Source organism: Streptococcus pseudopneumoniae (assembly GCF_001072375.1).
Lineage (GTDB): Bacteria > Bacillota > Bacilli > Lactobacillales > Streptococcaceae > Streptococcus > Streptococcus pseudopneumoniae_L.
Map to the genome: position 1 here is coordinate 1 of NZ_JVKV01000025.1, position 16,953 is coordinate 16,953.

At 40.5% G+C, this 16,953-nt stretch carries 22 protein-coding genes; 3 read left to right on the forward strand and 19 right to left on the reverse strand.

The genetic code is table 11. From position 1 onward, the window contains the following. Positions 1–42 precede the first annotated feature (42 nt). From trxB to ADH31_RS01820, 7 genes are all read right to left on the reverse strand, one after another. The gene (trxB, locus tag ADH31_RS01790; protein ID WP_049508612.1) at positions 43–954 is read right to left on the reverse strand and encodes a thioredoxin-disulfide reductase; all 912 of its coding nucleotides are present in this window, start codon (positions 952–954) and stop codon (positions 43–45) included. A 65-nt stretch (positions 955–1,019) separates the two neighbouring features. Then, a complete protein-coding gene (locus tag ADH31_RS01795) occupies positions 1,020–1,244 on the reverse strand; it encodes a DUF4059 family protein (protein WP_000960970.1) in 225 nt (74 codons plus the stop codon). Between the two features lie 79 nt (positions 1,245–1,323). Next, positions 1,324–2,067: an amino acid ABC transporter ATP-binding protein gene (locus tag ADH31_RS01800; RefSeq protein ID WP_045762917.1), complete on the reverse strand. Its 744-nt coding sequence runs from the start codon at positions 2,065–2,067 to the stop codon at positions 1,324–1,326. Further along, entirely contained in the window at positions 2,067–2,867 is an 801-nt protein-coding gene (locus ADH31_RS01805; RefSeq protein ID WP_049508615.1) for an amino acid ABC transporter permease, read from the reverse strand. Before ADH31_RS01805 ends, ADH31_RS01800 begins: the two co-directional genes overlap by 1 nt. Before the next feature lie 156 nt (positions 2,868–3,023). Beyond that, positions 3,024–3,380 carry a Spx/MgsR family RNA polymerase-binding regulatory protein gene (locus ADH31_RS01810; RefSeq protein ID WP_049508617.1) on the reverse strand — a complete coding sequence of 119 codons (357 nt, stop codon included), beginning with the start codon at positions 3,378–3,380 and terminating at the stop codon, positions 3,024–3,026. 12 nt (positions 3,381–3,392) lie between these two features. Further along, positions 3,393–3,905, reverse strand: coding sequence for a methylated-DNA--[protein]-cysteine S-methyltransferase (locus ADH31_RS01815; RefSeq protein ID WP_049508622.1), 513 nt, complete (start codon positions 3,903–3,905; stop codon positions 3,393–3,395). Beyond that, on the reverse strand, positions 3,898–4,398 hold the full coding sequence (locus ADH31_RS01820; RefSeq protein ID WP_049508624.1) for a GNAT family N-acetyltransferase: 501 nt from the start codon (positions 4,396–4,398) through the stop codon (positions 3,898–3,900). The genes ADH31_RS01815 and ADH31_RS01820 overlap by 8 nt, the downstream gene beginning before the upstream one ends. Before the next feature lie 134 nt (positions 4,399–4,532). Here ADH31_RS01820 and ADH31_RS01825 point away from each other — a divergent pair, with 134 nt between their 5' ends. Both ADH31_RS01825 and trhA read left to right on the forward strand, forming a co-directional pair. After that, complete coding sequence (locus ADH31_RS01825; RefSeq protein WP_049502698.1) at positions 4,533–4,988, forward strand: DUF1836 domain-containing protein; 456 nt, start codon at positions 4,533–4,535, stop codon at positions 4,986–4,988. Then, positions 4,978–5,625: a PAQR family membrane homeostasis protein TrhA gene (gene trhA / locus ADH31_RS01830; RefSeq protein WP_049508626.1), complete on the forward strand. Its 648-nt coding sequence runs from the start codon at positions 4,978–4,980 to the stop codon at positions 5,623–5,625. The genes ADH31_RS01825 and trhA overlap by 11 nt, the downstream gene beginning before the upstream one ends. Before the next feature lie 34 nt (positions 5,626–5,659). Here trhA and pdxT read toward each other — a convergent pair whose 3' ends face one another. The 6 genes from pdxT to ADH31_RS01860 form a co-directional block, all read right to left on the reverse strand. Continuing rightward, positions 5,660–6,232 carry a pyridoxal 5'-phosphate synthase glutaminase subunit PdxT gene (gene pdxT / locus ADH31_RS01835; protein WP_049508628.1) on the reverse strand — a complete coding sequence of 191 codons (573 nt, stop codon included), beginning with the start codon at positions 6,230–6,232 and terminating at the stop codon, positions 5,660–5,662. Continuing rightward, the gene (gene pdxS, locus ADH31_RS01840) at positions 6,233–7,108 is read right to left on the reverse strand and encodes a pyridoxal 5'-phosphate synthase lyase subunit PdxS (RefSeq protein ID WP_049508630.1); all 876 of its coding nucleotides are present in this window, start codon (positions 7,106–7,108) and stop codon (positions 6,233–6,235) included. It lies immediately after the preceding gene. Positions 7,109–7,245: 137 nt separating this feature from the next. Next, the gene (locus tag ADH31_RS01845; RefSeq protein ID WP_049508632.1) at positions 7,246–7,878 is read right to left on the reverse strand and encodes a Pr6Pr family membrane protein; all 633 of its coding nucleotides are present in this window, start codon (positions 7,876–7,878) and stop codon (positions 7,246–7,248) included. 2 nt (positions 7,879–7,880) lie between these two features. Further along, positions 7,881–8,219, reverse strand: a complete 339-nt coding sequence (locus ADH31_RS01850) for a zinc ribbon domain-containing protein YjdM (RefSeq protein ID WP_049508634.1) — start codon at positions 8,217–8,219, stop codon at positions 7,881–7,883. A gap of 139 nt (positions 8,220–8,358) precedes the next feature. After that, on the reverse strand, positions 8,359–9,030 hold the full coding sequence (gene cmk / locus ADH31_RS01855) for a (d)CMP kinase (protein ID WP_045762908.1): 672 nt from the start codon (positions 9,028–9,030) through the stop codon (positions 8,359–8,361). Between the two features lie 8 nt (positions 9,031–9,038). After that, positions 9,039–9,527 (reverse strand): SAG1386/EF1546 family surface-associated protein, encoded by a 489-nt coding sequence (locus ADH31_RS01860; protein WP_049508636.1) that lies wholly within the window; start codon positions 9,525–9,527, stop codon positions 9,039–9,041. Between the two features lie 45 nt (positions 9,528–9,572). Here ADH31_RS01860 and ADH31_RS09660 point away from each other — a divergent pair, with 45 nt between their 5' ends. Next, positions 9,573–9,770 (forward strand): ferredoxin, encoded by a 198-nt coding sequence (locus tag ADH31_RS09660; protein ID WP_080980052.1) that lies wholly within the window; start codon positions 9,573–9,575, stop codon positions 9,768–9,770. A 102-nt stretch (positions 9,771–9,872) separates the two neighbouring features. Here ADH31_RS09660 and ADH31_RS01865 read toward each other — a convergent pair whose 3' ends face one another. The 6 genes from ADH31_RS01865 to ADH31_RS01890 form a co-directional block, all read right to left on the reverse strand. Next, complete coding sequence (locus ADH31_RS01865; protein ID WP_080980053.1) at positions 9,873–10,823, reverse strand: glycosyltransferase family 2 protein; 951 nt, start codon at positions 10,821–10,823, stop codon at positions 9,873–9,875. Then, entirely contained in the window at positions 10,807–11,826 is a 1,020-nt protein-coding gene (gene galE, locus ADH31_RS01870) for a UDP-glucose 4-epimerase GalE (RefSeq protein ID WP_049508639.1), read from the reverse strand. Before galE ends, ADH31_RS01865 begins: the two co-directional genes overlap by 17 nt. A gap of 103 nt (positions 11,827–11,929) precedes the next feature. After that, positions 11,930–13,027 (reverse strand): NAD(P)/FAD-dependent oxidoreductase, encoded by a 1,098-nt coding sequence (locus tag ADH31_RS01875; RefSeq protein ID WP_049508641.1) that lies wholly within the window; start codon positions 13,025–13,027, stop codon positions 11,930–11,932. Positions 13,028–13,043: 16 nt separating this feature from the next. Beyond that, positions 13,044–13,841, reverse strand: a complete 798-nt coding sequence (locus ADH31_RS01880; protein ID WP_000647628.1) for a Nif3-like dinuclear metal center hexameric protein — start codon at positions 13,839–13,841, stop codon at positions 13,044–13,046. Beyond that, positions 13,828–14,505, reverse strand: coding sequence for a tRNA (adenine(22)-N(1))-methyltransferase (locus ADH31_RS01885; RefSeq protein ID WP_007555963.1), 678 nt, complete (start codon positions 14,503–14,505; stop codon positions 13,828–13,830). Before ADH31_RS01885 ends, ADH31_RS01880 begins: the two co-directional genes overlap by 14 nt. Positions 14,506–14,606: 101 nt before the next feature. Beyond that, positions 14,607–16,943, reverse strand: a complete 2,337-nt coding sequence (locus tag ADH31_RS01890) for a cation-translocating P-type ATPase (RefSeq protein ID WP_049508656.1) — start codon at positions 16,941–16,943, stop codon at positions 14,607–14,609. Positions 16,944–16,953: the final 10 nt, after the last annotated feature.

Sequence of the window (16,953 nt, forward strand, 5' to 3'; positions counted from 1 at the left end):
GAAATCGAGACTTTGTCTATCGATTTCTGTCCCACCGCCTTTTTAACTATGTTCAGTAATATATTTATAGGCCTCTTGACCTGCAATAGCACCATCTCCAACAGCTGTTGTAACTTGTCGAAGGTCTTTCTGACGAACATCCCCAACTGCAAAGACTCCTGCAACACTTGTTTTCATATGGTCATCTGTCACAATCCAACCCGCTTGGTCTCGAATCTGCAACTCTTGGACGAAATCACTAACAGGGTCCAATCCAACATAGATGAAGACACCACCAAAGGCTTGTTCTGTCACTTGTCCTGTTTTAACATTTTCAATGGCAACCGACTCAACACGGTTTTCACCCTTGATTTCTTTGACAACCGAATCCCAAATGAAGTTGATTTTTTCATTGGCAAAAGCACGATCTTGCAAGACCTTTTGGGCACGTAGTTCTTCTCGACGGTGAACAATGGTAACAGATTTTGCAAACCGTGTTAAGAAGATAGCCTCTTCAACTGCGGAGTCACCTCCACCTACGACCAACAAATCTTGGTCGCGGAAAAAGGCTCCATCACAAACCGCACAGTAAGAAACACCACGGCTATTGAGTTCTTCTTCACCTGGAACTCCCAAGAGACGGTGTTTGGAACCAGTCGCTACGATAACTGTACGCGTTTCATAAACTTGGTCGTCTGTTACGACTTTTTTGAATTCGCCATGGTCCTCAACATTTTCAACGAAGCCATAGAGATGCTCAACACCCAGATTTTCAAGAGGTTCAAACATTTTTTCAGCTAATTCAGGACCACTGATATTAGCATAACCTGGATAGTTTTCAATGTCAGAAGTATTATTCATCTGACCTCCTGGAAGGCCCCCTTCAATCAAAGCCACTTTCAGATTACTGCGTGCTGCATACAAGGCTGCAGTCATCCCAGCAGGGCCTGCACCGATAATAATCGTATCGTACATTCTCTTTCCTTCTTTCTTGTTGTAACTATTTTTATTCTAACGAATTAAATCCCATTTTACAACTATTAAGCCTTGAGAACCAACAAGATGCTCATGGTTGCAAAAGACAATACTGGAATGGTCAAAACTCCAATCATAATCATATCGTAGAGATGGGCTTGACGTGCTTTAGCAGTTTTATCAACCCCCGACAGAGCTCTAAGTCCAATCCAGAGTCCCAAAATAATCAAGACCAGTAGAATTGTCAACACTAAACTCTCTAAATACAAAGCAAATAGCTGAACTAGCATGCTCTCTCTCATTTCTATTAATTTTAAAGAGCAAACCCAGTTAGCCTAGCCAACTGAGTCTTTCTTATCTTCTATTATATCAAATATAGGTCCGTTTGTAACTAGCAAAGAATTCTTTTGTTCGTTCTTCTTTAGGATGATTGATAATCTCATCTGGTGTTCCAGACTCAATAATCTTTCCTTTATCCAAGAACAAAACCTTATCAGCTACCTGAGAAACAAAGGACATATCGTGACTGACTAAAATCATGGTTTGACCTGATTTGGCAGCATTAGCAATAGATCGTTCTACCTCACCGACTAATTCTGGATCAAGAGCTGAAGTAGGTTCATCCAAGAGCAAGATTGCTGGCTTCATGGCTAAAGCACGCGCCAAAGCTACCCGTTGTTTTTGTCCACCTGATAAGTGCCGAGGATAGTGCTGTTGGCGATCAGAAAGACCAACCTTAGCCAACTCTTCTTTGGCAATCTTAGTTGCTTCTTCGTCGGAAAGTTTTTTAACAACTACCAAACCTTCCTTGACATTGTCTAGGGCTGTTCTACGTTCAAATAAGTTGAACTGTTGGAACACCATGGACAACTTGCGACGAAGAGTCAAGATTTCATCTTGAGTAATTTGAGAAAAATCAACTTTAAAATCATCAATCTGAATGCTTCCACTATCAGGTGTTTCCAGATAATTTAGGCTACGAAGAAAGGTTGACTTCCCCGCTCCTGAGGAACCAATCAAAGCTACTACTTCCCCTTTTTGAATATCTAAATTCAGATGATCCAAGACGGTTTGACCAGAAAAGGATTTGCTTAAATTTGAAATCTTAATCATTAGCGAAGGTCTCCTTTCACATCTGTTTTCGCATTATCTGGTGCTTCGATTGCCATTTTTTTCTCAATAAAGCGGCCAAGATTTTCAATAGCGATATTTACCACCCAGTATACAAGGGCAACTGAGATGAAACGTTCGAAGTAACGATAGTCGGCACCACCCAAAATCTGAGCTTGGGCAAAGACTTCTACAACACCCGCACTAAAGGCTAGGGAAGTCCCCTTAGTCAAACCGATTAGGGAGTTAATCAAGGTTGGAGTCGCTACTACCGCTGCATTGGGAATAATCACACGACGGTAAACTTGTGCACGTGTCATTCCAAGACTACGAGCGGCTTCAATCTCTCCAGGATTGACAGAAAGAATAGCGGCACGGATAGTTTCACTAGCGTAAGCTGCTTCGTTAAAAGCAAAAGCTACAATGGCAAAAGCTGCGGCTGGAATCGCATTGATATTAAAAGCAGTTCCCCATTGTTGATTCAACGCTTTTAATGCTAGAGGAATTCCATAGTAAGTCAACATCAACTGCACTAGGATTGGTGTCCCTTTTAAGAAACTAACAAAGAATGCTTGTAATGGATAAAGAATTCTAACGCGATTAATTTTTACAATAGCAAAAACCAAGGCCAAGATTATACCAAAAAAAGCACCAAATACTGTCAACATCAATGTTGTTGGCAATTGTTGTACAATTCTTGGAATCCCATCAAAGACAGAACGAAAACTAAACAGTTTGCCGTCTGGAATATACTGCATCAAGTTTTGGTACCAATCTGATGCTAAAATTGTTGTAACATTCATAGAAACATCCTCTCCTGATAATGAATCATTCTATCATACTTCTGCCTAGATTTAAAATATTTGCTACGAGCAGAAGAGACTTTGTCTCCCTACTAGTTTATCATACTTTAAAAGTGTGAGGTTATATATTTTACCTATCAAGGAGATAGAAAAAAACTATTTCAAATCCAAGTTGTCGTAGGTTTTACGATAACCAATCTGCTTCACAGCACCATTCTCCACTAATATTGGACGTTTTAATAACATACCATCACTGGCCAAGAGTTTGGCTGCTTCTTTATTGGATAAAGTTCCAACCTTGTCTTTTAAACCAAGTTCACGGTATTTAATACCACTAGTATTGAAAAATTGCTTCAACTCAAATCCTGAAGTTTCAAGCCAATTTAAAATGACTTCTTCACTCGGAGTTTCTTCTACAATATGAACATCTTTATACTCTATTCCGAGTTGATCTAACTCTTTTTTGGCTTTTTTACAAGTTGTACATTTTGGATATTCGATAAATTCTAACATTTTCTTTTCTTTCTATTCCTTATTCTCTTGAAATGCTGCACCTTCATGCTTTAAGAGCCAAGCCTTCTTGTCAATTCCTGAAGCATAGCCTATTAGACGATTACCTGCACCTAATACGCGGTGACAAGGTACTAGGATAGACCATGGGTTGCGCCCCACAGCACCTCCGATTGCCTGAGCCGAAGCTATCTGCAAGTCCTTAGCTATTTGTCCATAAGTAACAGTCTGACCAAAAGGAATTTCCCGCAAGTAGTTCCAGACTCTTTTTTCGAAATCACTACCGACAGGAGCTAAAGGTAACTGAGACAAATCTTGATTCTCTCCTTTAAAATAGGCTTCCAAATTACAAGCAATTTGACTTAAGATTGGATGACTTTCCACCTCAACTATATTAGCTGCTGATAAGCCTCTCTCAAAATGACTCTGTGCTTCAACCCATATCCCAAACAGATAGTGATCATCAGCTACCAGAGATATAATGCCAATCGGAGACTCGTACAGCATCTTTGCATACTTCTTAGGCATTTGATTTTAATTTTTGATAGGCCAAGCGTTCTCCATCTACTGGAACTTTACCGACCTGTTTAAAACCAAGCTTTTCAAAGATATGTTGCATGGCCTTGTTTTTAGCATGTGTATCTGAACGAAAATCTAGGTAATCAAAGCCTTCAATCAAGCCTTCCAAGAAGGTCTGCGCTACCCCTTGCCCTTGAACATCTGCTGCCACAGCAATACGATGAAAAACTAGATACTCTGTCTCTCCTCCTTGCCATTTGCCTTCATAAATAGCTTCATAGGCAGATTCTGGGCTCTTAGTTACTGCTGCATAGGCTAAGAGCTCTCCTTCTTCTAAAGCTACATAGGCTTGACCTGAGATGATATCATCAATGATAATATCAGCATTGGGATAACCATTTTGCCATTGGTCGCTACCAGCTTTGGCTAGAGTTTTTCTAGCATCTTCAATCACCTGCATAATTGCATCTACTTCGTTTGGAAAGGCTAAACGAATTTCCATCTTATCTCCTCTTTTCTGACTAGTTTCTCTCATCATAGCATAATTTAAGGCTTTCTACAAGCAGTTAAAACTTGACTTTTTATTTCTATTATTTTATAATCTAGTTATCGAAACTAGATGAACAGGAGTTGGAAATGAAAACTACTTTTTCCTACCCAGAATGGGACGAAATTCCAAACATTGATCTCTATTTGGATCAGGTCCTACTTTATGTGAATAAAGTTTGTTCCCCTATTTCTCTTGCTAAAGAGAAAGGTTTAACTGCATCAATGGTGAACAACTATGTGAAGCACGGCTATATCAGTAAACCTGAAAAGAAAAAATACCAACGCAAACAAATTGCCCGATTGATTGCTATAACAACACTCAAGTCTGTTTTTTCAATCCAGGAAATTGCTCAAACCCTAAACACCCTACACACAGAGACTAACTCACAAGAACTTTACAATGCTTTTGTGGACTATATGAATGAAGACCTAGACCCAGCTAATCCAATCATTCAAGCAAGCTGTCAAACGGTCAAACTTTATCATCAAACACTAGCACTAGTCTATACAGAAAATGAAGAGGAGGAAACAAATGAATACTAGTTTTAAACTTAGCAAGCGCCTTAGTTTTGGAGAAGAAATAGCAAACAGTGTCACCCATGCTGTAGGGGCACTTATCATGCTGATTTTGCTCCCTATCTCATCGACTTATAGTTATGAAGCTCATGGATTTTTATCGTCTGTCGGTGTGTCTATCTTCGTCATCAGCCTCTTTCTTATGTTCCTTTCATCGACTATTTATCATTCTATGGCTTATGGTTCCACTCATAAGTATGTCTTGCGCATTATCGACCATTCCATGATTTATGTTGCGATTGCAGGTTCTTATACTCCTGTCGTTTTGACCTTGATGAATAACTGGTTTGGTTATCTGATTATCGCCATTCAGTGGGGAACAACTATTTTTGGTATTCTTTATAAAATCTTTGCGAAAAAAGTCAATGAAAGATTTAGTCTGATACTCTACCTCATCATGGGTTGGCTAGTTGTGGCTATCCTACCAGCAATTATCAGTCAAACAAATCCAATCTTTTGGACTCTTATGGTATCAGGTGGGCTTTGCTATACAGTTGGTGCTGGTTTTTATGCTAAGAAGAAACCTTACTTCCACATGATCTGGCATCTCTTCATTCTGGCAGCTTCAGCTCTCCAATACATCGCCATTGTTTATTATATGTAAGAAAAGAAGTTGGGAGAAATCCCAACTTCTTTTCTTATTTACACATATCGATAAAGTACTGATGTAGGCGAAGATCATTTGTCAATTCAGGATGAAAGGAGGTTACCAACATATTCTTTTCTTGTGCCGCAACGATTTGATTGTTCAAAATCGCTAGAACATCAACACTGTCACCAACACTACTGATAATCGGGCCACGGATAAAGGTCATGGGAATCTTGCCAACACCCTTGCAGTCTGCTTCTGTATAAAAGCTTCCTAGCTGACGTCCATAGGCATTGCGCTCCACTACTATGTCCATGGTAGCCAGATGAGTCTCTTCCTGAGAGGTAATCTGTTTCGCTAGCAAAATCAAACCTGCACAAGTCCCAAAGACTGGTAAACCATTGAGAATACTCTCTCTTAGAGGAAGTAGCATCTGTTGGTCACGTAGGAGTTTTCCCATAGCTGTCGACTCACCGCCAGGTAAAATCAAACCTGACAGCTCACCTCGATGTTGCTGAAAGTCTTCTAGATTTCGCAGTTCAACACTTTCAACTCCTAGTTTGGCAAGGACTTTCTCATGCTCTACAAAGGCGCCTTGCAAGGCCAATATTCCGATTTTCATCTATTTTCCTCGCTCAGCCATGAGAATTTGGATTTCATTCTCATTGATACCAACCATAGCTTCTCCCAAGTCTTCAGAGATTTGAGCTAAAATTTGAGGATTTTGATAATTGGTAACTGCCTTGACAATTGCTGCTGCACGTTTAACAGGATCACCTGATTTGAAAATCCCTGAACCAACAAAGACACCTTCTGCACCTAGCTGCATCATAAGAGCAGCATCGGCAGGTGTTGCTACACCACCTGCTGCGAAGTTCACGACTGGTAGTTTTCCATGTTCGTGCACGTATTGAACTAATTCTACAGGTACTTGGAGTTCTTTTGCCGCGACATAGAGTTCATCTTCACGGAGATTTTGAATGCGACGAATTTCTTGATTCATCATACGCATATGGCGGACTGCCTGAACGATGTCTCCTGTTCCAGGTTCCCCTTTTGTACGAATCATCGATGCTCCTTCAGCGATACGACGCAAGGCTTCTCCTAGATCTTTAGCACCGCAAACAAAAGGAACTTGGAATTCTTTCTTATCCACATGGAAACGATCGTCAGCTGGAGATAGCACCTCACTCTCATCGATATAGTCAATCTCGATGGATTCTAAAATCTGTGCTTCAACAAAATGTCCAATTCGAACCTTGGCCATAACTGGAATGCTGACTGCGTCTTGGATTTCCTTGATCATCTTTGGATCGCTCATACGAGAGACACCACCAGCTGCACGAATATCAGCTGGGATTCGCTCCAAGGCCATAACAGCTGCCGCACCTGCAGCCTCTGCAATTCTTGCTTGCTCAGGATTTTGAACATCCATGATGACGCCACCTTTAAGCATCTGTGCCAAATTTTTATTTAATTCATAACGATTTTCAGTCATTTTCTCTTCCTCAATAGTTGTATTGGTAGCTACAATTTTATTTTAAGGTAGAAATGACTCAAGTACAAGATAAAAAAAATCGATTTGTCTGGGTACAATTATCTCAATCATCAAAAAAGTACCCATATAAGGTACTCTTATTTCTTAGATTTTTTAATGTTTTTAACAAGATAAAACAGATATCCTGAAACCATATAGGCAACAAAGATAGTAGCTGCCCATCTAAAGACAAAGCCCCAACCATGTTTGGTAGCATTCAAAAAGAAATAAGGGAAGGGACTATCCTTAGCGTTAGGGACATCCATCTTTAGAACAAAACCGTTTAAGATGGCAAAAATCATATAAAACAAAGGAAGGCTGGTCCAAAGCATGGGATCAAACCACTTATATTGACGACTCTTATCAAAAATAATTGTATCTGCTAAAAACCAGAGAGGTACGATATAATGACAAAGGAAATTTTCCAAACGGTAAAAATCTGTCGTCAAGGGAGCTAGCATGAAATGATAGATGACACAAGTAATCATGATACTCATAGTGACACCACCTTTGAGACGTAGAATAGCAGGACTTTGCCAACTATCGCCGCCACTACGCATCTTTAACAAAAGATAACCTGTAAAGATGACAACCAAAAGGTTGGAAAGGACTGTATAGTAAAGCAACATCCCTAAACCACCACGTTTGGTAATTTCCAGATAGACCCCTGTAAATGCTGCGAAAAACAAGAGAGTCCGACTGAAAAAAATAAATTTATTCCAAGTAGTCATGATTAAATCTTTTTAACAAATTCTGATTTCAATTTCATAGCACCAAAACCATCAATCTTACAATCGATGTTGTGGTCACCCTCAACAATACGGATGTTTTTCACACGAGTTCCTTGCTTAAGGTTTTTTGGAGCACCTTTTACCTTAAGGTCTTTGATCAAGGTTACTGTATCACCGTCAGCCAATTTATTTCCATTAGCGTCGATAGCAACAAGGCCTTCTTCAACCTCTACTTGCTCAGCAGGATTCCATTCATAAGCACACTCTGGGCAGACTAGCAAGGCTCCGTCTTCATAGACATATTCTGAATTACATTTTGGGCAATTTGGTAGATTGTTCATTTTATCTCCTTCTATTTTCATGATGGTTTGATTGTCAAATTTTCGTTAACAAAGACTATTATACCTTAAAATTAAAAATTTGACAAATTGCTAAAAAACCGACTCACCACTATCGTGGTCAATCGGTTAAAATTTCAAATTAAAAATGTTTGACTGCTTCTGATTTAATTTTTTCGACAACTTCTAAAATACTTAGTCCTGTCGTATCCAGATAGATTGCATCATCTGCCTGCTTAAGAGGAGAAGTTTCACGATGACTATCTTTATAATCACGCGCAGCAATCTCTTCTTTCAAAGTTTCCAAATCTGTTTCGATCCCCTTTGAAAGATTTTCCTTATAACGTCGTTCTGCACGTTCATCCACTGAAGCAACAAGAAAAATCTTCAATTCAGCCTTAGGCAAGACCACTGTACCAATATCTCGACCATCCATGACGATTCCGCCTTGTTGGGCAATTTCTTGTTGAAGGGCTACCAATTTTTCACGAATAGCTGGAATGGCTGCAAAAGCAGATACAGCATTGGTTACTTCATTTTCTCGGATTGGATTTGTCACATCAACGTCCCCAACAAAAACAAGCTGTTCGCCTGTTTCAGCACGACCAAAGCTAATCGGATATTGTTCCAATAATTCAAGAAGTCGAGAAGACTCTTCTGGACTTACTTGGTTGTTCAAAGCGATGTAAGTCGCAGCACGATACATAGCACCTGTATCCAAGTAGGTATATCCAAAGTCCTTAGCGATAATCTTAGCTACTGTACTCTTCCCACTGGATGCTGGTCCATCAATGGCAATCTGAATTGTTTTCATTCTAACTCCTATCTTGTCTTAAGGACATCACCAGGATTTGCAAACCAAGTACCTGAAGACATATGACCAGGGTTCAAGGCTTCAAGCTGGGCAATAGAAATGCCTGCTCTAGCTGCAATAGCTGCCTCACCTTCACCTGCAAGGACAGTAATGGTTCCCTCAGCATTTGTATGTTCCTCTGAACTACTTGAAGAAGTTGATTCTGGTTCAGAACTTGATGCTTCTACTGAACTACTTGAAGATGTTGAAGATACTTCTTCTACCTTAGGCGCAGAAGAATCATGGAAATCTTTCAAGGCTGCCGTACGATTACTTCCACCTGATGACAGGTAGATTAGAATAGCAATCATTCCGACAACGATAACAAAGAAAATACAAGCCAAAATCGTTAAAATACGATTAGCTCCTACTCCTGATTCCTTATTTCCTCTGCTTCTGCGTTCCGAACGACTTTCCTCGATATCGTAAATATCTTCTTGCCATGGTTCCTTTTCCATACCTTACTCCTTGTTTTTTTTCTAATTTCTTATTACAATATAAATATGAAAATCACACTTATACCTGAACGATGCATTGCCTGTGGGCTATGCCAAACCTATTCTGATTTATTTGATTACCATGATAATGGTATTGTGCGTTTCTATGATGATCCTAATCAACTAGAGAAAGACGTCCCATCTAGTGAAGAGCTACTGGAAGCTGTAAAACAGTGTCCCACTCGCGCGCTCATCAAAGATTAATTTGTCATCAGTGGTGATTCGATTTCCAAATACCACTTCCTCTAGTTTAGCATATTTTTACAGAAAATTATAGTCTTTTGAAGGACTTATTTTTAGCAAATCTTATCTTGACTCACTCTGTTCTTTTATCAGATAGAGGGGTCTTTTTTTCGTTTCCAGATAGATTTTACTGATATATTTTCCGAGAATCCCAATCGTCAATAATTGGACACCACCAAGAAATAGAATGACAGCCATCAGAGAGGTCCAACCAGAAGTTGGATTGCCAAGTAAGAGAGTACGGACAACTACAAACAGTGTCATCACCAAAGCCAGAAAACATGATGAAAGACCCGCAACAAAAGCTAATATCAAAGGAAAATCTGAAAAATTCACAATCCCTTCGATAGAGTAGAAAAAGAGTTGTCTAAAGCTCCAACTAGTCTTACCTGCCTGCCTTTCAACATTAGGGTATTCTAGATAGTGAGTGCGAAAACCAACCCAGGCAAAGAGCCCTTTGGAAAAGCGATTGTATTCTGTCAATTCCAACACTGCATCCACAACTGATCTTCTCATCATTCGAAAATCACGGACACCCGATGGAAGAGCTACTGGGCTAATTTTTTGCATGAAACGATAAAAAAGATCGGCGCAGAAACTACGTAAAACGGGTTCCCCGTCTCGACTAGTTCTCCTAGTTCCAACACAATCCAAGTCTGGATTCTGATCTAGTAGTTCTTTCATCTCAAGTAAGAGGCTTGGTGGATCCTGAAGGTCTGCATCCATAACCACCACCAAATCTCCACTTGCTTGTTGTAAACCTGCATATATGGCCGCTTCCTTCCCAAAATTTCGCGAGAAAGAGATATAATGTACTGCAGGATTTTTCTCTCGATAAACCTTTAGAACGTCCAAAGTCTTATCAGTCGAACCATCATCTACAAAAATATATTCGATTTCTGTTCCCAAATCTGGGATCAGTGCTTCAAGAGTTTGATAAAAAAGAGGAAGTACTTCCTCTTCGTTTAAACATGGGACTATGATTGAAATCATCATCTTAGTCTTCAAATCCATTTGGATGTTGACTTTGCCAACGCCATGCGTCTTGACACATCTCTGTAATACCAAGTTCTGCTTCCCATCCTAGCTCTTCCTTAGCTTTTGCTGGATCTGAGTAGCAAGCTGCAATATCACCTGGACGACGTTCAACAATACTGTATGGAATAGGACGTCCGACTGCTTTTTCCATATTTTGGATAATTTCAAGAACTGAGTAGCCTTTTCCAGTACCAAGGTTATACACATTGAGTCCAGAGCCTTTTTGAAGCTTCTTAAGGGCGGCAACGTGTCCTTTTGCTAGGTCAACGACGTGGATATAGTCACGAACACCTGTTCCATCTTCAGTATCGTAGTCGTCTCCAAAGACTTGAACTTGTTCCAACTTACCAACTGCGACTTGTGTAACATATGGAAGAAGGTTATTTGGAATACCGTTTGGATTTTCACCCAAATCACCGCTCTTATGCGCACCGATTGGGTTGAAGTAACGAAGTAAAACAACGTTCCACTCTGAATCTGCTTTATAGATATCTGTCAAGATTTCTTCCAGCATTAGCTTGGTACGACCATATGGATTTGTAGCTGAAAGTGGGAAATCTTCTAGGATTGGGACTGTATGAGGATCTCCATAAACAGTTGCTGATGAACTGAAGATGATATTCTTACAGTTTGTCTCTTCCATAACTTTCAAGAGACTGACAGTTCCAGCGATATTGTTATCATAGTAGGCAAGTGGGATACGTGTAGACTCACCTACAGCTTTCAAACCAGCAAAATGAATCACACCTGTTGGTTCTTCTTGTTTGAAAATATCACGAAGTGTTTCCGTATCACGAATGTCTGCTTCGTAGAAAGGAATTTCTACCCCAGTGATTCTTTCGACTACTTCAAGACTTTTACGACTACTATTGACCAAATTATCCACAACAACTACTTGGTGTCCAGCTTGAATTAGTTCAATAACAGTGTGAGTTCCGATGAAACCCGCTCCACCTGTAACCAGAATTTTTTCTTGCATCTTATTTCCTCAATTCTTGGATTATTTTTTTCATTTTACCATTTTTGATAGGGAAAGTCATTTACTTTCCTAACACTATCGTAAAAACTAGGTAAAAGATTTACTATTGTTTCTTTTTAATGTATCTTTCAGTCGGATAATCTGCCGGATCTAATACTCCACTTCTCCCCTGAAGCATTTGGACTAGATGATAACCGATTATGGGACCAGTCGTTAAGCCTGAAGATCCTAGACCACTTGCTGTATAGACTCCTGATAAGGCTGGTACTTGACCAAAGAATGGAGAAAAGTCACTTGTATAAGCACGAATACCCACACGTTCTCCAGATGAAATCGCCTCAGCCAGGGCTGGGTAAAATGGACTCGCTGCCTCAGCCATTTGATCGAGCAAGGTTTCATCCACTGTCAAGTCAAAGCCCATGTCATTTTCATGGGTAGCTCCTAGAGATAACTTACCGCCTGGAAATGGTATCAAATCCCACTCTCCTTCAGGCATAACTACAGGGTAATCTCCCATGTCTTGTTCCACTTGATAATCTCGGAGTTGCCCCTTTTGAGGACGAACATCAACCTCATATCCTAAAGGCTCCAAAGTGTGTCCAAGCCAAGCTCCTATGGACAAGATAACTTGGTCAAATATTTGATCGTCTATCTGATAACCCGGTTCTAGAGGAGTTAGACTGACCTCTTTCTTTACGACCTTCACTTGACTGGCTTCCAATAACCGACTTACTAGGAGTTGCCCGTCTACTCGAGCTCCTCCAGAAGCATAGAGTAATCTTTCAAATCCCTTTAGACCAGGGAATAGGCGGCTTGCAGCAGCTTGGTCCAAAATGGCTAATTCGCCAATTAAGGGAGATTCATCTCTACGTTGCAAGGCAAGTTGATAGAGTTCCTCTAGCTTGGAATCATCCTTTTTGAGAAGGAAGACTCCTGAGCGCTGGTAGAAATCAACCTTTTGACCAGATTTTTCTAAATCAGCCAATAAATCCACATAAAAATCTGCTCCTAGGCGAGCCATCTTGTACCAAGCTTTATTACGTCGTTTAGAGAACCAAGGACTAATGATTCCTGCCGCTGCCTTGGTAGCTTGTCCGTGCCCATGATCAAAGACAGTTACTTCGACATCTGCTTCTTTAGAGAGGTAGTAGGCGGCCGTTGCCCCTACAATCCCTGCTCCTACAATGGCAACTTTTTTCATTGTCTTTACCTTCTAACTAGATATGATGGAATGGATTGGTAGAAGCCTGACTTGCGACTACTTCTAGCGACCAAGCATTCTCTTCCTTCCATTCGTTCAAGAGCGCTGCAATTCTTTCCACAAAAAGCACTTCGATATAGTGTCCTGGATCCAAAGCTAATAAACCATCTGACAGCATATCTTGGGCAGTATGATAATAAATATCACCAGTGATATAAAGATCTGCTCCTTTTGCTAAAGCATCAGAATAGAAAGATTGCCCACTGCCACCACAGATAGCCACTCTTGAGATTGTCTTTTGCAAATCCTTCTCTTGATAATACACCATACGAAGGCTATCTAGACCAAAGACTTCCTTAACATGGTCAGCAAATTCCTTAAATTTTTGAGGTCTAATCGTTCCAATACGGCCAATCCCACGTTCAGGACCTGTTTCTTGTATATAGGTTGTATCTTTAATATCTAACAGTTGGCAGAACCAGTCATTGAGACTATTTTCAACAATATCAATATTAGTATGACTGACGTAGACAGCGATATCGTGCTTGATGAGATTGATATAAATCTGATTTTGAGGACGACTAGCTACCAAGTCCTTGATTGGACGAAAGATAGGGGCGTGCTTAACGATAATCAGATCAACACCCTTGTCAATAGCTTCAGCGACTGTCTCTTCACGGATATCAAGAGCAACCATGACCTTTTGAATTTCCTTGTCTAGGGTGCCAATTTGCAGACCACGACTATCCCCTTCCATAGAAAATTCTTGTGGGCAATAGGCTTCATAACGCTTAATCACTTCACTTGCTTTCATGGTGCACCTCCTTGATGGCTTGAATTTTTTCTGCTAGAACTTGACGTTCTTCTTGATTTTTTTCTGGAATTTGACTAAGGGCAAACTCAAGCTTAGCAACTTCTTTTTGCCATTTTTGGACGAAGACTGGACTGACTTCTTTGGACAAGAATGGACCAAAGCGGACATCAGTTGCTGATAGATTCATTTTACCAGCTTCTGCAACTATGATCTCGTAGAATTTCCCAGCTTCTTCTAGAATACTTTCTGCTATGATTTGAAAACCATGTTCTTGTAACCAAGAACGCAACTCGTCTTCTCGATTATTGGGTTGAAGAATCAAACGCTCAACAGTAGCAAGTTTGTCTAATCCGTCTTCCAAAATCGTAGCAATCAAACGACCACCCATTCCAGCAATAGTGATGACAGATACCAGATCACTTTCTTCAAATGCTGCTAAACCATTGGCTAAACGAACCTGAATTTTCTCAGTTAAACCATGACTTTTAACATTTGTAACTGCAGATTGATAGGGACCTTCTACAACCTCTCCTGCAATGGCACGATCGATGTGACCTTTTTCAACCAATTCAATGGGTAGATAAGCATGATCACTCCCGACGTCCAGTAAAACGGCTCCTTGAGGTACAAAAGAAGCTACCATTTCTAATCTCTTCGAAATCATTTTCTCTCACTTTCCAAAAGTCTATTTCTCTTTATTATACCATATTTTGTCTAGCAATCCTGTACCTAAAAAAGACCGCAATCATGGATTGCAGCCTTTCTTTATCTTCTAGCTTGATAACGACTTGTCAGGATGAAAATCACAGTAAAGATGAGCATCATGATGCCATAGACAGGTAATGTTTGTCCTGTCAGTGTTGAAATTTCAAGTAGTTTTTGGATTCTTGGGAATAGAGCCGTTCCAAGGAAGCCACCAACTGACCAAATAATCAAGAGGACACGCCATAGACTAAATGGCAAGCAAGCTCTAACTACAGACATGAAACCAATCGACGCTAGTAGATAATACAGAAGAGTCGAAATTTCAATGGCTGACCAGCCTTGACTGGTTCCAAAAATTTTAACAAAGAGAACACTAAAGACTACCATCAAGGCACTTGGTAGTGCACGGAGCATGGATTTTCTGAGGAAGTTTTGTTCGACTGGTTTAATATTTCGCTCAAAGGTCAATACGAACGGTGGGAATCCTTCCACAAACTGGTCAATCATGGTAATCTGAATCGGAATGAATGGGAAAATTAAAATCCATTCAGTACGTCCCAACAAAGCACTTACAATACAGATGACTGCAAGCAGGAAGGAATAGATGGTCTTAATCAAGAAAATCGGAGCAATGTGGGCAATGTTATTGACCACACGACGACCTTCAAAGAGAATCTCAGGAACATCATTAAAGTCTGAGTTCAAGAGGACCAGATTTGCAATCTGACGAGTCGCTGGATCTCCTTCAGCCATCACGATGGAACAGTCTGCCTCGCGGAGAGCAAGGATATCATTGACACCATCTCCTGTCATTGCAGTCGTATGACCTGCTTTTTTCAACGTTTGGATGATCAGTTTCTTTTGATGAGGAGAGACACGTCCGAAAATCGCTGTCTCCTCAGCCATAGCAACCAACTCTTCATCAGTAATTTTCGAGCAATCTACGTAGCTGTGGTAGTCTGCAAAACCAGCTTTTTGAGCAATACTTGAAACGGTAACTGGATTATCACCAGAAATAATTTTCAAGCCCACTTCCTGAGAACGAAGATAGTCTAGAGTTTCAGCCGCCCCTTCTCGGATTGGATCTAGAATTTCAAGCAAAGCCAAGGCTTGAATATCAGATGGCTTTTGTGGCTTGTGGTGATCAAGTTTTTCTTGACTGAGGGCCAGAACTAAGACACGAGATCCTCGTTCAAGAGCTTCTCTAGCCTCAGGAACTTCAGCATTCAACAACATCTCAGGTGCACCTAGGAAAACAGTTCCGAGACCTTCCAACTCCATTGCTCCCCATTTACGATCGCTTGAAAATGGAAGACTAGAAATCATCGGATAAGCTACTTGACCTTGAAAACGTTGACGGATAGCTTGAGCTGTAGGATTTTTATCCTCGCTGTTTGCCATATAGCTGGTTAGTATGTCGGCAATAGCATCCTTGTCATAAGCCTGGGTCAGAGGAAGAACAGTCTCAACCTGCATCTTCCCTTGGGTGATGGTACCTGTCTTATCCAAGCAGAGCATATCCACGCGCGCTAGGGTTTCAACAGAGTACATCTCCTGCACCAAGACCTTTTTCAAACCAAGCTTGATAACAGCGGTTAAAAGAGAGGTAATGGTCAAGAGGGCAATCCCCTTAGGCAACATTCCCAAAAGAGCTGTAGAGGAATTCACTACAGAAGACTTCAGTGGTAAACCTTTCAAGACCAAAGCTTCAAGCAAGAGGGCAATTCCAAATGGAATGATGATTTTCCCAGTAAAGCCTGCAAGCTGGTCTAGCGATTTCATGATGCGTGAGTTGATCGGTTTAACTGTCTTAGCTTCAAGCATGAGTTTGGCTGCATAGTTATCTGCCCCTACATGATGAACTTGAGCAAAGACAGAACCACTGGCAAGAAAACTACCTGACAACATTAAGTCTTCTACTTCTTTTTGCACCAAGTCGCTCTCGCCCGTTAACATGGCTTCATTGACTTCTGCAAAGCCTTCTAATACAATCGCATCACTTGGAATTTGATCCCCTGCAGACAAGCGAATCACATCATCCAAAACAAGCTCTTCTGGATCCAAAGCAATCTCTTGTCCATCACGGATAGTCGTAATCTTTTCTTTATTCAAGAGATTGAGTTTATCAACCATATGTTTGGCACGTAGCTCGGTTACAATTCCTGAAAAAGCATTAAAACAGATAACTGCAAAGAAAACCAAGTTGCTCCAGGCTTGAACAAAAGCGAGCGCTAAAGCAATAGCAAAGTTTAAAGCATTAAAGAGAGTAAAAACATTTCGTTTTACAATCTGCCAAGTACTGGTACTAGCTGATGCTTTGAAATCATTGACCTGTCCCTGTTTCTGACGTTCATTAACTTCTGATTGGCTTAAGCCTATAATTTTATTTTTATCCATAAATTCTATC

Excerpts from the sequence above, each read along its gene's own strand:
- ADH31_RS01815 (WP_049508622.1), bottom strand. The coding sequence starts at position 3,905 with ATGCCTAAGAAGTATGCAAAGATGCTGTACGAGTCTCCGATTGGCATT.
- ADH31_RS01890 (WP_049508656.1), bottom strand. The coding sequence starts at position 16,943 with ATGGATAAAAATAAAATTATAGGCTTAAGCCAATCAGAAGTTAATGAA.
- ADH31_RS01805 (WP_049508615.1), bottom strand. The coding sequence starts at position 2,867 with ATGAATGTTACAACAATTTTAGCATCAGATTGGTACCAAAACTTGATG.
- ADH31_RS01860 (WP_049508636.1), bottom strand. The coding sequence starts at position 9,527 with ATGGAAAAGGAACCATGGCAAGAAGATATTTACGATATCGAGGAAAGT.
- ADH31_RS01850 (WP_049508634.1), bottom strand. The coding sequence starts at position 8,219 with ATGAACAATCTACCAAATTGCCCAAAATGTAATTCAGAATATGTCTAT.
- pdxT (WP_049508628.1), bottom strand. The coding sequence starts at position 6,232 with ATGAAAATCGGAATATTGGCCTTGCAAGGCGCCTTTGTAGAGCATGAG.
- ADH31_RS01875 (WP_049508641.1), bottom strand. The coding sequence starts at position 13,027 with ATGAAAAAAGTTGCCATTGTAGGAGCAGGGATTGTAGGGGCAACGGCC.
- ADH31_RS01880 (WP_000647628.1), bottom strand. The coding sequence starts at position 13,841 with ATGAAAGCAAGTGAAGTGATTAAGCGTTATGAAGCCTATTGCCCACAA.
- trhA (WP_049508626.1), top strand. The coding sequence starts at position 4,978 with ATGAATACTAGTTTTAAACTTAGCAAGCGCCTTAGTTTTGGAGAAGAA.
- ADH31_RS01885 (WP_007555963.1), bottom strand. The coding sequence starts at position 14,505 with ATGATTTCGAAGAGATTAGAAATGGTAGCTTCTTTTGTACCTCAAGGA.
- trxB (WP_049508612.1), bottom strand. The coding sequence starts at position 954 with ATGTACGATACGATTATTATCGGTGCAGGCCCTGCTGGGATGACTGCA.
- ADH31_RS01845 (WP_049508632.1), bottom strand. The coding sequence starts at position 7,878 with ATGACTACTTGGAATAAATTTATTTTTTTCAGTCGGACTCTCTTGTTT.
- galE (WP_049508639.1), bottom strand. The coding sequence starts at position 11,826 with ATGCAAGAAAAAATTCTGGTTACAGGTGGAGCGGGTTTCATCGGAACT.
- ADH31_RS01810 (WP_049508617.1), bottom strand. The coding sequence starts at position 3,380 with ATGTTAGAATTTATCGAATATCCAAAATGTACAACTTGTAAAAAAGCC.
- ADH31_RS01800 (WP_045762917.1), bottom strand. The coding sequence starts at position 2,067 with ATGATTAAGATTTCAAATTTAAGCAAATCCTTTTCTGGTCAAACCGTC.
- pdxS (WP_049508630.1), bottom strand. The coding sequence starts at position 7,108 with ATGACTGAAAATCGTTATGAATTAAATAAAAATTTGGCACAGATGCTT.
- ADH31_RS01865 (WP_080980053.1), bottom strand. The coding sequence starts at position 10,823 with ATGGATTTGAAGACTAAGATGATGATTTCAATCATAGTCCCATGTTTA.
- ADH31_RS01820 (WP_049508624.1), bottom strand. The coding sequence starts at position 4,398 with ATGGAAATTCGTTTAGCCTTTCCAAACGAAGTAGATGCAATTATGCAG.
- cmk (WP_045762908.1), bottom strand. The coding sequence starts at position 9,030 with ATGAAAACAATTCAGATTGCCATTGATGGACCAGCATCCAGTGGGAAG.
- ADH31_RS01795 (WP_000960970.1), bottom strand. The coding sequence starts at position 1,244 with ATGCTAGTTCAGCTATTTGCTTTGTATTTAGAGAGTTTAGTGTTGACA.
- ADH31_RS09660 (WP_080980052.1), top strand. The coding sequence starts at position 9,573 with ATGAAAATCACACTTATACCTGAACGATGCATTGCCTGTGGGCTATGC.
- ADH31_RS01825 (WP_049502698.1), top strand. The coding sequence starts at position 4,533 with ATGAAAACTACTTTTTCCTACCCAGAATGGGACGAAATTCCAAACATT.